Raw genomic sequence first — 16,432 nt, 5'->3', positions numbered from 1 at the left:
TTCAAGCTCCTGGACTTGGCAGTGAGGTGACTCCCGCCGGCGGCAAGCCGGCCGCCTGACATAGAACATCGCACCACGCACTGATATGCCCAGCAATATCATCACTTATCGGTGACCAGGAGGCGCGAAGCTCCAACTCGGTCGTGGCCGGATCGGCACCCTTGTCCCCGAAGCTCTCCGAGACCGCGCGGGTGATCGTGCCCGACGCGGCCTTGTAGCCGGCCCGATGGCCCTCCAGGGACTCCGTCAGCCAGCTCCACCCGACCGGGCCGATCAGCGGGTCGGCCGCGATCTCCGGCTCCAGCTCGGCCCGTACGTAGGCGACCAGCCGAAAGTCCCCGTCCCAGCCGCGCTGCCCCTCGGGGTCGTACAGCACGATCAGGCGGCCGACGGCGAGCTCGGTGTCGTCCTCGCGGTACACCGTCGCCATGATCGCGGCGGCGTACGGCGCCAGCCGCTGCGGGGCCGGCATGTCCTCGATCAGGAGCTCCGGTCGCGCCGGTTCGGCGTCGACCACGGCGCGCAACGTCTCGAGCGCGCGTTGGAACGGTCCCGGAGCGGGGTCACTCCGGGCGGTCATCGGGCGTACGGCCGATCCACCGGGCACACCTCGGAACGCGTTGACGGACACATCAGTACAGGAGGCCTCAGGCGGCCTTGGATCGAACGGTGATCAAGATCTCCGGCGTGTCGCCGATCAGGATCGCCATGCCGCAGTCCACACACGCCCACTCGGGGCAGTCCACGCCGTGGCCGTCCGCGCACGGCGGCTGCTCGAAGCGGCGTTCGCCGCCACAGGCGGAACAATGACGTGTGAGGGCCATCTCGGTGACCTCCCTCGATTCGGCAGGGGAGCGTTCACACGGTCGCATGTGCCCCGCCGTGATCGCAGGACATCGCTCGGCGTGTCCTGAAGATTCTCATAACGGACGTAGGGCCATGCGCCTGGCGACGTTCCCGCCCGCCCGCGTCGGGACCACATCGTACGGGACCCGGAACCGTCGCGGGACCGTTCCAACGCGCGCGTCCGGAGCGGGGGCCCACCGTCGGGGCCGTTCGACCGCGGGTGTCCCGGAGCGGGGTCGCCGTCGGGGCCGTTCGACCGTGCGTGTCCCGGAGCGGGGTCGCCGTCGGCCGGTCCGCGGGGTGGTGCGTACCGGCGCGCCGATTCGTGGGACGATCCAGAGCGTGCCTCAAGCCCACAACGTTTCGCGGGAAGCCAGACAGGAGAGCACTGTCATGCCGCAAGACAGCGCCACGGCCGCCTCCGGGCCGGGCGAGGAGAGCGCCTTCCTGCTCGCCTGCCGCCGCAGGCCGGTTCCGCACACGCCTGTGTGGTTCATGCGCCAGGCGGGCCGCTCGCTGCCGGAGTACCGCGAGGCGCGTGCGGGCATCCCCATGCTCGAGGCCTGCGCCCGGCCCGACCTCGTCGTCGAGATCACGATGCAGCCCGTCCGGCGCTACGCCGTCGACGCGGCGATCTTCTTCAGCGACATCGTCGTGCCGCTCAAGGCGATCGGCATCGACCTCGACATCAAGCCCGGCGTCGGCCCGGTGATCGCCGACCCCATCCGCGACGCCGCCGCGGTCGACCGGCTGCGCCCGCTGGAGCCCGGCGACGTCCCCTTCGCCACCGAGGCGGTCCAGGCGCTCACCGGCGAACTCGGCGGCACCCCGCTGATCGGGTTCGCCGGCGGTCCGTTCACGCTCGCGTCGTACCTCATCGAGGGCGGCCCGTCCAAGACCCACGACCGGACGAAGGCGATGATGTACGGCGAGCCCGAGCTGTGGGCCCGCCTGCTCGACCGGCTGGCCGACATCGCCGCGGCCTACCTGAAGATCCAGGTCGAGGCCGGGGCGCGCGCGATCCAGCTGTTCGACTCGTGGGTGGGCGGCGTCGGCCCGGAGGACTACCGGACGTCGGTGCTGCCGCACAGCCGCAAGATCTTCGAAGCGCTGGCGCCGTACGACGTGCCGCGCATCCACTTCGGCGTCGGGACCGGCGAGCTCCTCGGCCTGATGGGCGAGGCCGGCGCCGACGTCGTCGGCGTCGACTGGCGGGTGCCGCTCGACGAGGCGGTCCTGCGCGTCGGCCCCGGCAAGGCGCTGCAGGGCAACCTCGACCCGGCGATCCTGTTCGCCCCCTGGGACGTCATCGCGGACCGCACCCGCGACGTGCTCGCCCGCGGCCGTACCGCCGAGGGGCACGTCTTCAACCTGGGCCACGGCGTGCTGCCCACGACCGACCCCGACAAGCTCGCCCGCCTCGTCGACCTCGTCCACGAGGAGTCGGCCCGCTGAGCGACGTCGCGGGCTCGAGGGGGCGCCGGGCCGGATGAGCGGCGTCGCGGGTCAGGCCGGACCCTGCGGTTCGGCTCCGGGCCGCGAGAGACGCCGGCGCCTCCGTAGCCCGTAGACCGGCAGGCCGATCACCGCGGCGACGACGAGGAACGGCAGTGCCCACCCCAGCGCCAGCGTGAGCGTGCCGACGAACGCGGTGAACGCCCGCCAGCCGGCCGCGAGCCCGCCGGTGAAGCCGTGCGTCCGCCGCTTCGCCGGCGCGCCGCCGCCGTCGACGCGCAGGGTCACGGTCGCGTACGCGGTCTGCCGGGCCAGCGTCCGCTGACGCGCCTGCAGCGACTCCAGGTCCGCCTCCCGCTGGGAGATCTCCTGCTCCACCCGGATCACCTCGCTCACGGTCGTCGCCTTGGCCAGGAGAGCGCGGAACGAGGCAAGCGTGGCCTTGGCCGAGGCGACCCGGCTGTCGACGTCCGCGACCTCCTGCGTCACGTCCTCGGCGTGCTGCTGCAGCGACGTCCGCCGGCCGATCTGCGCGGATCCCAGCCGGTCGAGGACCTCCGTGTACCGTGCCGCCGGGACCTTGAACGTGATCGTCGTCCCCGGCCGGGAGCCGGAGGACGTCTCTTCGGCGTCCTCGCTGCCGACGTAGCCGCCCGCGCCGGTGACGATCTGTTTCGCCCGCGACGCCGCGGCGGTGACGTCCCCGGCCCGCACGGTCACGGAGGCGGTGTACACGATGGCCTGGGCGGGCGCCAGGTTCGCCGCCTCGGCGGTCTTCGCGGCACCGCCGCCCCCCGGTCCCCGCAGCGCCGCGGCCCCCGCCGCGCCCGAGCGGGCCGCACCGTTGGCGCCGCTCGAACCGCCCGAGCCGGCGCAGCCTCCGATGAGCAGCACGGTCACTAACGTCCAGAGAAAAGCCCTCATGTAAAGAGGACGTCGTGACGTGAGTCACGGTTCGCGGGGCGTGGTCGCGATCCCGTCACGTTCCCGGCGCTCCGGGATCACGGACGCGCCGCGACCCTGAACGCCGGCCGCCCGGAACGTCTGCCATCGTGGACCCATGACCGAGCGAAGCGAGGGAGTCATTCGACACAGCACCTTGGTCATGGAGCCGACGGAGGAAGCTCGATGACCGATCAGTCGCACCGTGGCCACGTCGCCGTCGTCGGCGGGGGAGTCGCCGGGCTGACCGCCGCGTACGAGCTGGCGAAGCAGGGCGCCCGCGTCACCCTCCTGGAGGGGACGACGGACGTCGGGGGGAAGCTGAGGGCGAGCGAGATCGCCGGTGTCGCCGTGGACGAGGGCGCCGAGGCGATGCTCGCCCGGCGCCCCGAGGGCCTGGATCTCGTCCGCGAGCTCGGGCTCGGCGACCGGCTCGTCCACCCCGGCACCACGTCGTCGGCGATCTGGAGCCGGGGCGCCCTGCACCCGATGCCCGCCGGACAGGTGATGGGCGTGCCCGCCGACCTGACCGCCCTCGCCCGCTCCCAGGTGCTCTCACCCGCCGGCCTGGCCCGGGTACCGCTCGACCTCGTCCGCCCCGAGACCCCCCGGGGCGAGGATGTGTCGGTCGCCGACTACGTCGGCGCGCGCGTCGGCCGCGAGGTGGTGGACCGCCTGGTCGAGCCGCTGCTCGGCGGGGTGTACGCCGGACGGGTCGAGGAGCTCTCCTTCGAGGCGACGATGGGCGGGCTGGCCGCCGCCTCCCGGAGCCGCCGGTCCCTGATCAACGCCGCCCGCGCCGTCGTCGAGGCGGCGCCCGCCAACCCCGGGCCGGTGTTCACCACGCTCATCGACGGCATGGGCGCGCTGCCGGGCGCGCTGGCCGCCAAGGTCGCCGAGCTCGGCGGCACCGTGCGCACCGAGGCGATGGTCCGCGAGCTGGCCCGTACGCCCGATGGCTGGCGCCTCACGATCGGACCCACCCGCGCGCCCGAGTCCCTCGACGTCGACGCCGTCGTCCTGGCGGTGCCCGCCCGGCCCACTGGACGCCTCCTGAAGGACGCGTCCCCGGTCGCGGCCGCCGAACTCGACCGCGTCGAGTACGCGAGCATGGCGATCATCACACTCGCGTACTCGGTCACGGCCTTCCCCGAGCGGCCACACCGCAGCGGCTACCTGGTGCCCGCCATCGAGACGCGGGACGTCAAGGCCGTCACGTTCAGCACGACCAAGTGGCCGCACCTCACCGACGGTTCGCCCGACCTGGTGGTCGCCCGTTGTTCCATCGGCCGGTACGGCGACGAGCAGGCGCTCCAGCGTTCCGACGAGGAGCTGAAGGCCGCGGCGATGACGGAGCTGGCCCGTACCGCCGACGTCAACGAGCTGCCGATCGACTCGCGGGTCACCCGATGGGGCGGCGGGCTGCCGCAGTACACCGTCGGGCACCTCGAACGGGTGGCGCGAATCCGCGCGGCGGTCGCCGGGCTGCCCGGCGTGGCGGTGTGCGGCGCGGCCTACGACGGCGTAGGCGTCCCCGCGTGCGTCGCGTCCGCCCGGGTCGCGGCGGCCCGGGTGCTCGACCACCTGAAGGGTCGGGGAGAATCGAACCGGGGCGCCGAGCCGGTCGGCGACCGTGGCGGCCGGCCCGAGTGACCCCCGCAGGCGTCCCCCGAACAACGATGAGGAGTGCGACCGTGAGTGCCGCAGAGACGGGCCGACCGAAGGCACGGGAGCTCAACCAGGTCATCCGGTACACCATGTGGTCGGTGTTCCGGGCTCGCGACCTCGCCGAGGCCGACCGCGCGGCGGTCGCCCGTGAGGTCGAGGACCTGCTCGAGCAGGCGGCGGCCAAGGACGTCACGACCCGCGGCCTGTACGACGTCGCCGGGCTGCGCGCCGACGCCGACTACATGTTCTGGTGGCACGCGCCGAGCTCCGACGACCTGCAGGAGATCTACCACCGCTTCCGCCGGACGGCGCTCGGCCGCGCCTCCGAGCCGGTGTGGTCGGTGATGGCCCTGCACCGCCCGGCGGAGTTCAACAAGAGCCACGTCCCGGCGTTCCTCGCCGACGAGGAGCCGCGCGCCTACGTCTCCGTCTACCCGTTCGTCCGATCCTACGAGTGGTACCTCCTGCCCGACGAGGAGCGCCGCGCGATGCTCGCCGAGCACGGGATGATGGCGCGCGGCTACCCGGACGTGCGCGCCAACACGGTCTCGTCGTTCTCGCTCGGCGACTACGAGTGGATCCTGGCCTTCGAGGCGGACGAGCTGCACCGCATCGTCGACCTGATGCGCCACCTGCGCGGCGCGGCGGCCCGGCGACACGTCCGCGAGGAGATCCCGTTCTACACCGGCGCCCGCAAGCCGGTCTCCGAACTCGTCGCCGCCCTGCCCTGATCCCAGACCGGCCGTCCGCCGGCCACCATCGCGTCCCCTCAGCCGGTCCAAGACACCTACGGTCCGTCTGAGGGGACACCCTGCGAGAACGAGGCGCGATCCCGGCGCGCGATGCTGAAAGTCGGCGCAGAAGCCAGACCAGGTCCGCCACCTGCGCCGTGGGCCGCCATTCGAATCACCTCGCCGACGAGACATCCGATAGAGCATTGCGACGACGGCGCCAAGGCCCATCCACAACAGGTGTTCCCTCGTCACCGTCGTGCGGTTGACGGTGGGAGAGGGGGCGAGTCGCGTGGTGATCGTCGGCTGTGCCCGCTTGTACTCCTCGTCGAGGATTTCGTGGAATCGGCGTTCCTGGCCGCTTGCCGACGTCGACAGCCGGGCCTCCCGGGTGAGCAGGAGGACGGTCGTGGTGAGCGCGCTTCTGAGTCCGCTATATGGGCGGTAGTCGACTGAAATTTCGGGGATTTGGACAAATAGCTTGCTAAGGGCGGCTTGTCGTGGGGCTCTGATCCAAGGCTGCCGAGCTGTTCAGGACTTTCGGTCCGGTGGTCGCTGAGACGATGCCTCGGGATCGGGAAGCGGCTCACGCCGCTGCCAGGGCGTCGGTCTCTCATCGGCGGGTCAAGTGCGGTCGAAGACTTGGCCATCGGGCGGGTCGGTCGGCGTGCCGCGGCGGAGTATTCCACGCGTGACTCGATCAGGGCGCCGGAGGGGCAGACACGTGCGGCCGCGCGCCGACGTGGCCTACATGATCGTCCGGCTGCTGCCGGCCTCGGCCGTACGCCCGGTGTGCCTGCTGCTCGGCGGGGCGACCGGTCTCGTACTGGTGGCCGTCGCGCTCATCCCGGCCGCCCCGCACCGGCGGCCGGGCCGGCCGGTGGTCGAGGTGGAACGGCCGACCCCGGTCGCGACGCCGAGCACGACGCCGACCGCGCCGGGGTGGCATGACGACGCCCGGGACGCGGCCGCGGTGACGTACTACCGCAGCGCGGTGCCCGAGGTCGCCGGCCACGTGCGCGAGGTGATCTGGACGGCGCCGATCCTGCGCGTCTACACCGACCTGCCCGGCAGCGACGCGAACTCCCCGGCCGCTCTGGCCCTGTGCCAGACGGGCGCCGCGTACCTTCAGGTCCGGGGTCGGGCGCCGGTGGTGTTCGTGCACGCGCGCGAACGTGACGGGTACCCCGTCCTCGCCAACAAGATGGACCCGAACGACAGCTGTCGGCTGGGCCGGGTTCCCTGAGTGCCTACCGTGGTCCTGCGCCGTACCGAATGCTCGGGAAAGCCCCGCCTGCGGCGATGGTCTGTGGGCTTCGGTCGCCTTTTCGGGGCACGGTTTCCGAGCATTCCGCACGGCCTGGGATCCGGCGAGTCGCCGCTGGTACTCAGAACGCCTTAATCCGGTTAATCCAGCTCTCAAGCCGATCTTAGGGTGCTCCTAATGGCGTTTCACCGGGCTCCCAGCCGGCGCGCCTACGGTGTTCAACACCTGAAAGACGACGAACACCAGGGGGTAGTAATGAAGCTGCGCAATCGGGTCATCGCCGCCGTTGCGGCCGCGACCATCGCCGGAGGCGGTGTCCTGGCCACGGGGACGGCGGCCGGCGCCGCCATACGGCCCGTCGCCGCGCCCGCCGCGCACGTCCCGAGTGCGAAGACCATCGCCTACCAGGTCGTCGGGGTGAGGAAGGGGCGTGAGCTCGCGGTTCGGGCGTCGGCGAGCTCGACGGCGCGGACCGTCGGCCATCTCAAGGCGGGGGCGACGACCACCGGCACCGGCAGGTCGTCCCACGGCTACGTCGAGGTGAAGGCGAGCAACGGCAGGATCGGCTGGGTCCCGGTGAAGAACCTTCGGCAGGTTCAGAAGAAAGGCCGCTGAGGTTCACTGGAATGCGCCGGCACGGGACGTGCCGGCGCATTCGTGTTCTCGCCCGGTCGACGACCGGGCGGACGACCCCTGCACCCGCATCACCAGCCGCCTGGAGAGCGGGCGGGCAGGGAAACGGGGGGACGGTCAGTCCGCGTACCAGTAGTCCGCGCCGTCGCTGTAGTAGGTCGCGCTGTATTCGAGTTGCCTGCGCAGGAAATCCGCCTGGACCGGGCTGGAGCGTTCCAGCGAGAGCAGCGCCTCCTCGAAGGTCCGGCGTACCTGCGCGATTCGCTCGACCACTTGGGTTCTGTCGAGACCCAGCGCGAAGACGTTGATGTCCCCCCACGCCTTCTCCCGGTCAGACGATGCCAGATCGTTCACGAGGCGCAACGCCCGCTGCGCGGTGTCACTGGCGCCCTTCAGCTCCTCGATGCAGGCGGCCGCCTGGGGGTCGCCGGAGCTGATCCAGAACGTGACGTTCGTGAATGTGCAGCCGAAGTTGGCGGAGTTCGCCAGGTACTCCTCCAGCGTCGGCCGGACCGCAGAAGGGCTCGCTTCCCTGAATGATCTTTTCCAGTCCCATTCTCTGGACATGGCGTCGATCATCTTCGTCAGCTCTTGGTCCCAGGCGCGGCCCAGATGGGCGAACATGGGCTCGGCGCGTAGGTCCTGCCGGATGTCGAACAGCATCCGGGACAACGACGAGCCAGGAGACCGGCCGTCGCGAACGGCCAGACAATCGGTTGTGAGGTCGGCCACCTTGTGGCGTGACTCCGCCACGTGATCGACAAGCCAGTCGAGCGCGAAGATCCACAGAATCGTCCGGCAGCTGATCGCCAGATCGTCGGGCGCGCACCACGGAGCGCTGAACACCATGGTCTTCGCGACCTCTCCATGGACCGTGGCGAACGGCTTGTCGGGAAACAGGCCGGGGTACCGCCGTGCGTGGTCGACGAGGTCCTGTTCGCAGTCGCGAATCTTCGCCGTGGCTGCTCCGGCGAAGAACGCGTCGGTTCTCGGTGACGTGGAGAAGGTGGGCGTCATGCTGGTTCTTTCCCCTCGCCTCGATGGTCCGTGCGGCCGCGGTGTGCACGCCGTCACTCGGCGGAGTATCACACGGCCGCCATGGACGCACAAGATCGTTGATCTCGGGGGTCAGACCCATGCTTCAGCGCCTACCGATGAGGCCCACTGAGGTGCGCCGGCACGCGACGTGCCGGCGCATTCGTGATCGCGCGCGGCGCGAGTCCGCCCCGGCGGGCGCCGGGAACGGCGGCGGTCTACTCGACGGGTTCGAGGTTCAGTGAGACACTGTTGATGCAGTAGCGCTGGTCGGTCGGGGTGGGGTAGCCCTCGCCCTCGAAGACGTGGCCCAGGTGCGAGTCGCACCGGGCGCAGCGGACCTCGGTGCGGACCATGCCGTGCGAGGTGTCCCGCAGCAGCGTGACCGCGTCCGACTCGGTCGGCTGGTAGAAGCTCGGCCAGCCGCAGTGCGAGTCGAACTTGGTGTCCGAGCGGAACAGCTCCGCGCCGCACGCCCGGCAGCGGTAGACCCCTTCGGTCTTGGTGGAGACGTACTCCCCGGACCACGGCGCCTCGGTGCCCGCCTCACGCAGGACGCGGTACTCCTCCGGCGACAGCTGGACCTTCCACTCTTCCTCGCTCTTGCGAATGACTGTCATGTCCCGCATAACCCGGGAGCGGGAGCGGCCATTCCGGTGATCTGTCGGTGCGCGGTTGTACGGTGCGGTTATGGCATCGCCGTTCGTGGAGATCCAGGTCGGAGATCGTGTCGTCAAGATCACCAATCCGGACAAGGTCTACTTCCCCGCACGCGGGGAGACCAAGCTGGACCTGGTCAACTATTACCTGGCCGTCGGTGACGGCATCCTGCGCGCGCTGGGCCGCCGGCCGACGACGCTGGAGCGCTGGCCGGGCGGAGTGTTCGAGGGCGCGAAGATCGCCACGCGCGCCGACAACCGGGGCGACGCGTTCTACCAGAAGCGGGTGCCGAAGAACGCCCCGGACTGGCTCGAGACGGCCCGGATCGGCTTCCCCAGCGGGCGCCACGCCGACGAGATCTGCCCCACCGAGCTCGCGGCCGTCGCCTGGTGCGCCAACCTCGGCACCGTCACCTTCCACCCGTGGCCGGTGCGCTGCACGGACGTCGACCATCCCGACGAGCTGCGCATCGACCTCGACCCTCAGCCCGGCACCGGCTTCGCGGAGGCGAGGAAGGTCGCTCTGGAGGCGGTCCGCGACATCCTGGACGAGCTGGGGTTCGTCGGCTTCCCGAAGACCTCCGGCGGACGCGGCCTCCACGTCTACGTGCGGATCGAGCCCCGCTGGACCTTCACCGAGGTCCGCCGCTGCGCGCTGGCCTTCGGACGGGAGATCGAGCGCCGGATGCCCGACCTGGTGACCACCAACTGGTGGAAGGAGGAGCGCGGCGAGAAGGTCTTCATCGACTTCAACCAGAACGCCCGTGACCGCACCATCGCCTCCGCCTACAGCGTCCGCCCGAAGCCGTACGCCCCGGTGTCCGCGCCGCTGACCTGGGAGGAGGTGCCCGACGCCGACCCGGCGGACTTCACGATCGCGACGATGCCGGAGCGCTTCGCCAAGGTCGGCGACCCGCACGCCGCGATCGATGAGCGGGCGTTCTCCCTGGAGACGCTGCTGGAGTGGGCCGACCGCGACGAGCGCGACCGCGGCCTGGGCGACATGCCCTACCCGCCGAACTACCCGAAGATGGCGGGGGAGCCCAAGCGCGTCCAGCCGAGCAAGGCCCGCCGCGACTGAGCCCCCGGCGCCTCACGTCTCGATCAGGCAGGACTTCTCCCGGGTGTTGGCCAGCACGGAGTCGTGGCCGTAGCCGCTGTCCTTGAGGCCCTCGAAGGGCAGGCCCGGCGGCATCTTCCGGTAGGTGTTCACCCAGACCGTGCCGGCCTCGACGTCCCGGCACATGCGGTGCGCGCGGCCGAGGTCCCGCGTCCACACGCCCGCCGCCAGGCCGTACGCCGAGTCGTTGGCGATCGCGACCGCCTCCTCCTCGGTGTCGAAGGGCAGCGCGACGGCGACCGGCCCGAAGATCTCCTCCTGGCAGACGCGCAGCGCGTTGTCCTCGGTGGCGAACAGCGTCGGCTCGACCCAGTAGCCGCCCGCGTACGCCTCATCCACGATCTCGCCGCCGGAGCGGCCGCCGAAGACCAGCTCCGCGCCCTCCTTGGCGCCGATCTCCAGGTAGCCCGTGACGCGCTGGAACTGCTCCTGCGAGACGATCGGCCCCATCGTCGTCTCCTCCGACAGGGGGTCACCGAGCCGGATCTCCCGGGCGATCGCGGTGATCCGGTCGATCATCTCGGCGTAGATCGGCCGCTCGATGAGGATCCGCGAACCGGCCACGCACACCTGGCCCGCGTTGGCGGTGAAGACGCTCTGGGTCGACACGCCGAGGGCCGCGCGGTCCAGGTCGGCGTCGGCGAAGACGATGTTGGGCGACTTGCCGCCGAGCTCGAAGGCGAGGGGTTTCAGCGCGTCCGTGCTGGCCCGGGTGATGATCCGCGCCGTCTCGGTGGAGCCGGTGAGACTGATCCGGTTCACACCGGGGTGGCGGACGAGGGCGTCGCCGACCTCCTCGCCCAGCCCGGAGACGATGTTGAGCACACCGGGCGGCAGGACCTCGCGCAGCAGCTCGCCCAGGCGCAACGTCGACGCGGTCGCCTGTTCGGCCGGCTTGATGACGACGGTGTTGCCGGCGGCCAGCGCGAAGGCCGCCTTCGCCGAGAAGGTGGAGATCGGGGAGTTCCACGGGATGATCCCGACGACCACCCCGTAGGGGACCCGCCGGGTGAATCCCAGGCTGCCCGGTCCGAGGATGACGGTCTTGCCCTCGACGGCGGCACCGCACTCGGCGGCGGCCAGTTGCCACAGGTACGTCATGCCGGGCAGATCGCGCTTGGCGGTCTCGGCGATGACGCGGCCGTTGTCGCGGGTCTCCATCTCGGCCAGTTCCCGCGCGTTGGCGGCGAAGACCCCGGCGACCTTACGGAGCAGGTGCGCCCGGCCGGCCGCCGGCATCGCGGACCAGGCGGGGAACGCCGCGCGGGCCGCCGCGACGGCCGCGTCCGCGTCATCGGCGGAGCTGCGGGGGATCCTCGCCCAGACCTTCCCGGTCGCCGGGTCGACCGAGTCGAGCATGCGATCGGCGGGGCGCAGTTCGCCGCCGATCAGGTTGGAGAACTCCCGCATCGCGATCCCTTCTCCCCACGCGTGACGGAGCCGTCCGCGTCCGCTCAGCATTCCGCCAAGCGTACGCTTGGTTGGGGTGTCGAGAGAAGAGCCCCCACACCGAGCCGTGCGGACCGGGTCAGGGGATCAGCCGCCGAGGATGTCGTCCAGGTCGTAGGCGACGGGCACCTCGAGCTGGTCGTACCCGCACGACTCCGGCGTGCGGTCCGGCCGCCAGCGGCGGAACCGGGCGGTGTGCCGGAACCGGCGGCCCTCCATGTGGTCGTAGGCGACCTCGCACACCAGCTCCGGACGGAGCGGCACCCACGACAGGTCCTTCTTGCCGGTCCACCGGCTGATCGCCCCGGGCATGCGGTCCACCGTGGCCTCGGTCTGCTCGGCCCACCCGGCCCACGGGTGCCCGGTGAGATCCGTGACCCGGTACGGCTCCAGCTCCGCGACCAGCTCCTCGCGGCGCTTCATCGGGAAGGACGCCGAGACTCCCACGTGCTGCAGCCGGTCTCCGTCGTACAGGCCGAGCAGCAGCGATCCCACGACCGGCCCGGACTTGTGCCAGCGGAACCCGGCGATCACACAGTCGGCGGTGCGCTCGTGCTTGACCTTGAACATCGCCCGCTTGTCCGGCTCGTACGCGCCGGCCACCGGCTTGACGACCACGCCGTCCAGCCCGGCGCCCTCGAACTCGTCGAACCAGCGCAGGGCCTCGTCGTACGCGTCGGTGGCGGGCGTGACGTGGACGGGCGCCTTCGCGCCGGCGAGCGCCTCGGTGAGCCGGGCGCGCCGGTCGCCGAAGGGGGTCTCCAGCAGCGACTCGTCGCCGAGCGCGAGCAGGTCGAAGGCGACGAAGCCCGCCGGGGTCTCCGCGGAGAGCAGCTTGATCCGGGACGCGGCGGGGTGGATGCGCTGCTGCAGCGCGTCGAAGTCGAGGACGTGGCCCTTCCGCAGGACGATCTCCCCGTCGAGGACGGACCGCTCGGGCAGCTCGCGGCGGAAGCCCTCGACCAGCTCGGGGAAGTAGCGGTCGAGCGGCTTGCCGTTCCGCCCGTAGATCGCCACCTCGTCGCGGTCCCGGAACACGACCGCCCGGAACCCGTCCCACTTCGGCTCGTAGAGCACGTCCCCCCGGGGCAGCTCCTTGACGGCCTTGGCCAGCATCGGCGCCAGAGGCGGGCTCACAGGCAGGTCCATGACCTCACACTAGAACACGCCTACGACGGTCTTCCGTCGTCCACGCGGCGGGTGTAGCGGAGGAACAGGAAGTCCTCCTCCTCCAGGACGTGCCCGAGGCGCAGCGGGGTCGACGCCGGTCCCGGGCCGTTGATGATCCGGGCCGCGTCGCCCGCCGTGAGCTGCGGGCTGACGGTGAGGCACAGCTCGTCGAGCCGTCCCGCCGCGACGAACTGGGCGAGCAGCCGCGGGCCGCCCTCGGTCAGCTGCCGGGTGAGGCCCCGCTCGGCGAGGGCGTCCAGTGCGACGGCCACGTCGACCGCCTCCTCACCGGCCACGATCACGTCGGCGTGCTTCTCGGCGCCGCTGCGGCGATCCTCCGGAGCCGACGCGCAGGTGATGACGATCGTGCGGTCGGCCGCCTCGGTGAAGACGGGGGCGTCGAAGTCGAGCTCCAGCGAGCGCGACACGATGGCCAGCGGCGGCGTCGGCGGCCGGCCCGTACGGATGTCCCCCCACCACTCGCGGGCGTGGACCGGTCCGTACCCCTCGACGCGGACCGTAGCCGCGCCCACGACGACGACGTCGGCCAGCCCGCGCAGGAGGGACAGCAGCCGCCGGTCGGCCTCGTTCCCCAGGCCCCCGGCCTTCCCCTCGAACGTCGCGGCGCCGTCCGCGCTGGCGACCATGTTGCCCCGGAGCCAGGGGGTGGTGTCCGGATAGGCGTACGCCTCGGCGAGGTCCGCGAGGCCGGCTGGTTCGAGTCGTCGCATGACACCCAGGGTGGCACAGCAGTCGGTTCGTGACTTTATTGCGCTCTTGTCGCGAGGTTGCCTAAGTAACACTTGTGGTGAGACAACGGGTAAGAGGGGGCAAAGAATGGGCTTCGCCGCATTAGTGATGTGGGTCCTGGCCGCGGCCGTGGGCGCCTACCTGCTGATCGTCTGGCTGGCCAACGGCGGCCTGCGACGGCAGGGCACGAAGGTCACCCGTTTTCCGGCGACGGTCGTCCTCGGCCATCCCGCCCTCGCCGTGGTGGCGCTGGCGGCCTGGGTGGCGTTCCTGCTGACGGCGCGGATCGCGTACGCGTGGAGCTCATTCGGGGTGCTGGTGATCGTGGCGCTGCTGGGGTTCACCCTGCTGACGCGGTGGCTGACCGGACGCGGCGGAAAGCACGCGCGCGGGGCCGAGCAGCATTTCCCGCTGCTCGGCGTGCTCGCCCACGGCACGGTCGCCATCCTGACGTTCGTGCTCGTGCTGTTCACCGCGATCAGGGTCAGCCGTGGCCAGCCCTGATCAGGCGGGAAGGACGCGGCGCAGCAGGACCAGGGCCCGGTCGGCGACCGCCAGGTCGTCGTCGGCCTTGACCGGCTCGCGGTCGGCCGGTTTCGGCGTCGCCGTGTCGAGGACGACCTCCCACCGCTCGCCGAACCGCGCGTCCGGGATACGGAAGACGATGCCGTCGGAGTGCGCGTTGAACAGCAGCAGGAACGAGTCGTCGCGGACCCGCCGCCCCCGCGGGTCCGGCTCGGTGATCGCGTCACCGTTGAGGTACACCGCGACGGCCTTGGCGTAGCCGATGTTCCAGTCCGCCTCGGTCATCTCCGTGCCCGACGGCGTGAGCCAGCAGATGTCGCGCTCGCCGTCCAGTTCGTCGCCGTGCGTGCGCCCCTGGAAGAACCGCCGCCGCCGGAAGACCGGGTGGTCCCGGCGCAGCTCCGACACCGTACGGACGAAGTCGACGAGGTCCTGGTCGCCGTCCCAGGACGCCCAGGCCAGCTCGTTGTCCTGGCAGTAGGCGTTGTTGTTGCCGTGCTGCGTCCGGTTCAGCTCGTCGCCGTGCGACAGCATCGGCACGCCCTGGGACAGGAACAGCGTGGCGATCAGGTTGCGTTGCTGGCGGGCGCGCAGCGCGTTGATCTCCGGGTCGTCGGTCTCGCCCTCGACGCCGTGGTTCCAGGAGCGGTTGTCGTCGGTACCGTCGCGGTTGTTCTCGCCGTTGGCCTCGTTGTGCTTGCGGTCGTAGGAGACGAGGTCGTGCAGTGTGAACCCGTCGTGGCAGGTGACGAAGTTGATCGAGGCCAGCGGGCGCCGGCCGTCGTCGGCGTACAGGTCGCTGGAGCCGGTCAGGCGGGAGGCGAACTCCTGCAGCGCCGGCTGGCCGCGCCAGAAGTCCCGGACCGAGTCGCGGTACTTGCCGTTCCACTCCGTCCACAGCGGGGGGAAGTTGCCGACCTGGTAGCCGCCCTCGCCGACGTCCCAGGGCTCGGCGATCAGCTTGACCTGCGAGACGATCGGGTCCTGCTGGACCAGGTCGAAGAACGCCGACAGCCGGTCCACGTCGTGGAATTCCCGGGCCAGTGCCGAGGCGAGGTCGAACCGGAACCCGTCCACGTGCATCTCGGTCACCCAGTACCGCAGCGAGTCCATCATCAGCTGCAGCGCGTGGGGGTGCCGGGCGTTGAGGCTGTTGCCGCAGCCGGTGTAGTCCAGGTTGTACCGCTTGTCGGTGTCCCGGAGCCGGTAGTAGGCGGCGTTGTCGATCCCGCGGAAACTGAGCGTCGGGCCCAGGTGGTCGCCCTCGGCGGTGTGGTTGTAGACCACGTCGAGGATCACCTCGATGCCCGCCTCGTGCAGGGTCCGCACCATCGCCTTGAACTCCAGGACCTGCTCGCCGAGCTGCCCGGACGAGGAATAGGCGTTGTGCGGCGCGAGGAACCCGATCGTGTTGTAGCCCCAGTAGTTGGTCAGCCCGCGCGCCACCGGGGCGTGCTCGGAGACGAAGTGGTGCACCGGCATCAGCTCGATCGCCGTGACGCCGAGCTCCTGGAGGTGCTCGATCATCGCCGGATGGGCGAGCCCCGCGTAGGTGCCGCGCTGGCTTTCCGGGATCGCCGGGTGCAGCCGCGTCAGCCCCTTGACGTGCGCCTCGTAGATCACCGTCTCGTGGTACGGCGTCCGCGGCGACCGGTCGTCACCCCAGTCGAAGAACGGATTGATCACGACGTTCTTCGGCATGTACGGCGCGCTGTCCTCGGTGTTGAGCTCCGCCGGCGCCGCGAACCGGTACGAGAACAGGGACTCGTGCCAGCGCACGTCACCGTCGACGGCCTTGCCGTACGGGTCCAGCAGCAGCTTGGCGGGGTTGCACCGGTGTCCCCGTTCCGGGGCGTACGGCCCGTGCACCCGGTAGCCGTACCGCTGCCCGGGGCCCACGCCGGGCAGGTAGCCGTGCCAGACGAAGCCGTCCGTCTCGGGCAGGGCGTAGCGGGTCTCGGTACCGTCCTCGTCGAACAGGCACAGCTCGACCCGCTGCGCCACCTCCGAGAACAGCGCGAAGTTCGTACCGGTCCCGTCCCAAGTGGCGCCCAACGGGTACGGGGTGCCGGGCCAGACCTCCTGCATCGCTCTCCTCGGTGTCCACGGACATGCCTCATCGAATTGTTGCCGCACCTCGCCGAAGACGCGAATGGCGCGGCCGGGAACGGCCGGGAATCGG

The 16,432-nt window shown here is 71.0% G+C and carries 16 protein-coding genes; 7 read left to right on the top strand and 9 right to left on the bottom strand.

Going from position 1 to position 16,432, the window contains the following annotated elements:
- Position 1 precedes the first annotated feature (1 nt).
- Both ABD978_RS24370 and ABD978_RS24365 read right to left on the bottom strand, forming a co-directional pair.
- Positions 2-580 (bottom strand): DUF3000 domain-containing protein, encoded by a 579-nt coding sequence (locus tag ABD978_RS24370; protein ID WP_345358836.1) that lies wholly within the window; start codon positions 578-580, stop codon positions 2-4.
- Positions 581-647: 67 nt separating this feature from the next.
- Positions 648-824, bottom strand: coding sequence for a hypothetical protein (locus ABD978_RS24365; protein WP_345358833.1), 177 nt, complete (start codon positions 822-824; stop codon positions 648-650).
- 415 nt (positions 825-1,239) lie between these two features.
- On the opposite strand from ABD978_RS24365, the gene hemE reads away from it, so the two are divergent.
- Positions 1,240-2,301 (top strand): uroporphyrinogen decarboxylase, encoded by a 1,062-nt coding sequence (gene hemE / locus ABD978_RS24360; RefSeq protein ID WP_345358830.1) that lies wholly within the window; start codon positions 1,240-1,242, stop codon positions 2,299-2,301.
- 51 nt (positions 2,302-2,352) lie between these two features.
- Here hemE and ABD978_RS24355 read toward each other — a convergent pair whose 3' ends face one another.
- Positions 2,353-3,195, bottom strand: coding sequence for a DUF4349 domain-containing protein (locus ABD978_RS24355; protein ID WP_345358827.1), 843 nt, complete (start codon positions 3,193-3,195; stop codon positions 2,353-2,355).
- 234 nt (positions 3,196-3,429) lie between these two features.
- Here ABD978_RS24355 and hemG point away from each other — a divergent pair, with 234 nt between their 5' ends.
- From hemG to ABD978_RS24335, 4 genes are all read left to right on the top strand, one after another.
- Positions 3,430-4,896, top strand: coding sequence for a protoporphyrinogen oxidase (hemG, locus tag ABD978_RS24350; protein ID WP_345358824.1), 1,467 nt, complete (start codon positions 3,430-3,432; stop codon positions 4,894-4,896).
- A 26-nt stretch (positions 4,897-4,922) separates the two neighbouring features.
- Complete coding sequence (gene hemQ / locus ABD978_RS24345) at positions 4,923-5,642, top strand: hydrogen peroxide-dependent heme synthase (protein WP_425550753.1); 720 nt, start codon at positions 4,923-4,925, stop codon at positions 5,640-5,642.
- A gap of 724 nt (positions 5,643-6,366) precedes the next feature.
- Complete coding sequence (locus ABD978_RS24340; protein WP_345358818.1) at positions 6,367-6,888, top strand: hypothetical protein; 522 nt, start codon at positions 6,367-6,369, stop codon at positions 6,886-6,888.
- A 276-nt stretch (positions 6,889-7,164) separates the two neighbouring features.
- A complete protein-coding gene (locus ABD978_RS24335) occupies positions 7,165-7,524 on the top strand; it encodes an SH3 domain-containing protein (protein WP_345358815.1) in 360 nt (119 codons plus the stop codon).
- Between the two features lie 135 nt (positions 7,525-7,659).
- Here the strand turns inward: ABD978_RS24335 and ABD978_RS24330 are convergent, their stop codons facing one another.
- Together ABD978_RS24330 and msrB are read right to left on the bottom strand one after the other, a co-directional pair.
- The gene (locus tag ABD978_RS24330) at positions 7,660-8,559 is read right to left on the bottom strand and encodes a terpene synthase family protein (RefSeq protein WP_345358812.1); all 900 of its coding nucleotides are present in this window, start codon (positions 8,557-8,559) and stop codon (positions 7,660-7,662) included.
- 236 nt (positions 8,560-8,795) lie between these two features.
- On the bottom strand, positions 8,796-9,197 hold the full coding sequence (msrB, locus tag ABD978_RS24325; RefSeq protein WP_345358809.1) for a peptide-methionine (R)-S-oxide reductase MsrB: 402 nt from the start codon (positions 9,195-9,197) through the stop codon (positions 8,796-8,798).
- A gap of 70 nt (positions 9,198-9,267) precedes the next feature.
- On the opposite strand from msrB, the gene ligD reads away from it, so the two are divergent.
- Complete coding sequence (gene ligD / locus ABD978_RS24320; protein WP_345358806.1) at positions 9,268-10,317, top strand: non-homologous end-joining DNA ligase; 1,050 nt, start codon at positions 9,268-9,270, stop codon at positions 10,315-10,317.
- Between the two features lie 12 nt (positions 10,318-10,329).
- Here ligD and ABD978_RS24315 read toward each other — a convergent pair whose 3' ends face one another.
- The 3 genes from ABD978_RS24315 to ABD978_RS24305 all read right to left on the bottom strand — a co-directional run bounded on the left by ABD978_RS24315 (position 10,330) and on the right by ABD978_RS24305 (position 13,706).
- Positions 10,330-11,817, bottom strand: coding sequence for an aldehyde dehydrogenase family protein (locus ABD978_RS24315; protein ID WP_345358803.1), 1,488 nt, complete (start codon positions 11,815-11,817; stop codon positions 10,330-10,332).
- A 75-nt stretch (positions 11,818-11,892) separates the two neighbouring features.
- A complete protein-coding gene (locus tag ABD978_RS24310; protein ID WP_345358800.1) occupies positions 11,893-12,954 on the bottom strand; it encodes an ATP-dependent DNA ligase in 1,062 nt (353 codons plus the stop codon).
- 20 nt (positions 12,955-12,974) lie between these two features.
- The gene (locus ABD978_RS24305; RefSeq protein WP_345358797.1) at positions 12,975-13,706 is read right to left on the bottom strand and encodes a pyrimidine reductase family protein; all 732 of its coding nucleotides are present in this window, start codon (positions 13,704-13,706) and stop codon (positions 12,975-12,977) included.
- Between the two features lie 106 nt (positions 13,707-13,812).
- Here ABD978_RS24305 and ABD978_RS24300 point away from each other — a divergent pair, with 106 nt between their 5' ends.
- Entirely contained in the window at positions 13,813-14,229 is a 417-nt protein-coding gene (locus tag ABD978_RS24300) for a hypothetical protein (RefSeq protein WP_345358794.1), read from the top strand.
- Here ABD978_RS24300 and glgX read toward each other — a convergent pair whose 3' ends face one another.
- The gene (gene glgX, locus ABD978_RS24295) at positions 14,230-16,338 is read right to left on the bottom strand and encodes a glycogen debranching protein GlgX (RefSeq protein WP_345358792.1); all 2,109 of its coding nucleotides are present in this window, start codon (positions 16,336-16,338) and stop codon (positions 14,230-14,232) included.
- Positions 16,339-16,432 lie beyond the last annotated feature (94 nt).

The sequence above is a fragment of the Actinoallomurus liliacearum genome (assembly GCF_039542035.1).
In the GTDB taxonomy this organism is placed as follows: Bacteria; Actinomycetota; Actinomycetes; order Streptosporangiales; family Streptosporangiaceae; genus Actinoallomurus; species Actinoallomurus liliacearum.
The sequence above is the reverse complement of the archived record's forward strand: the minus strand, read 5'-3'. Positions and strand labels throughout refer to the sequence as shown.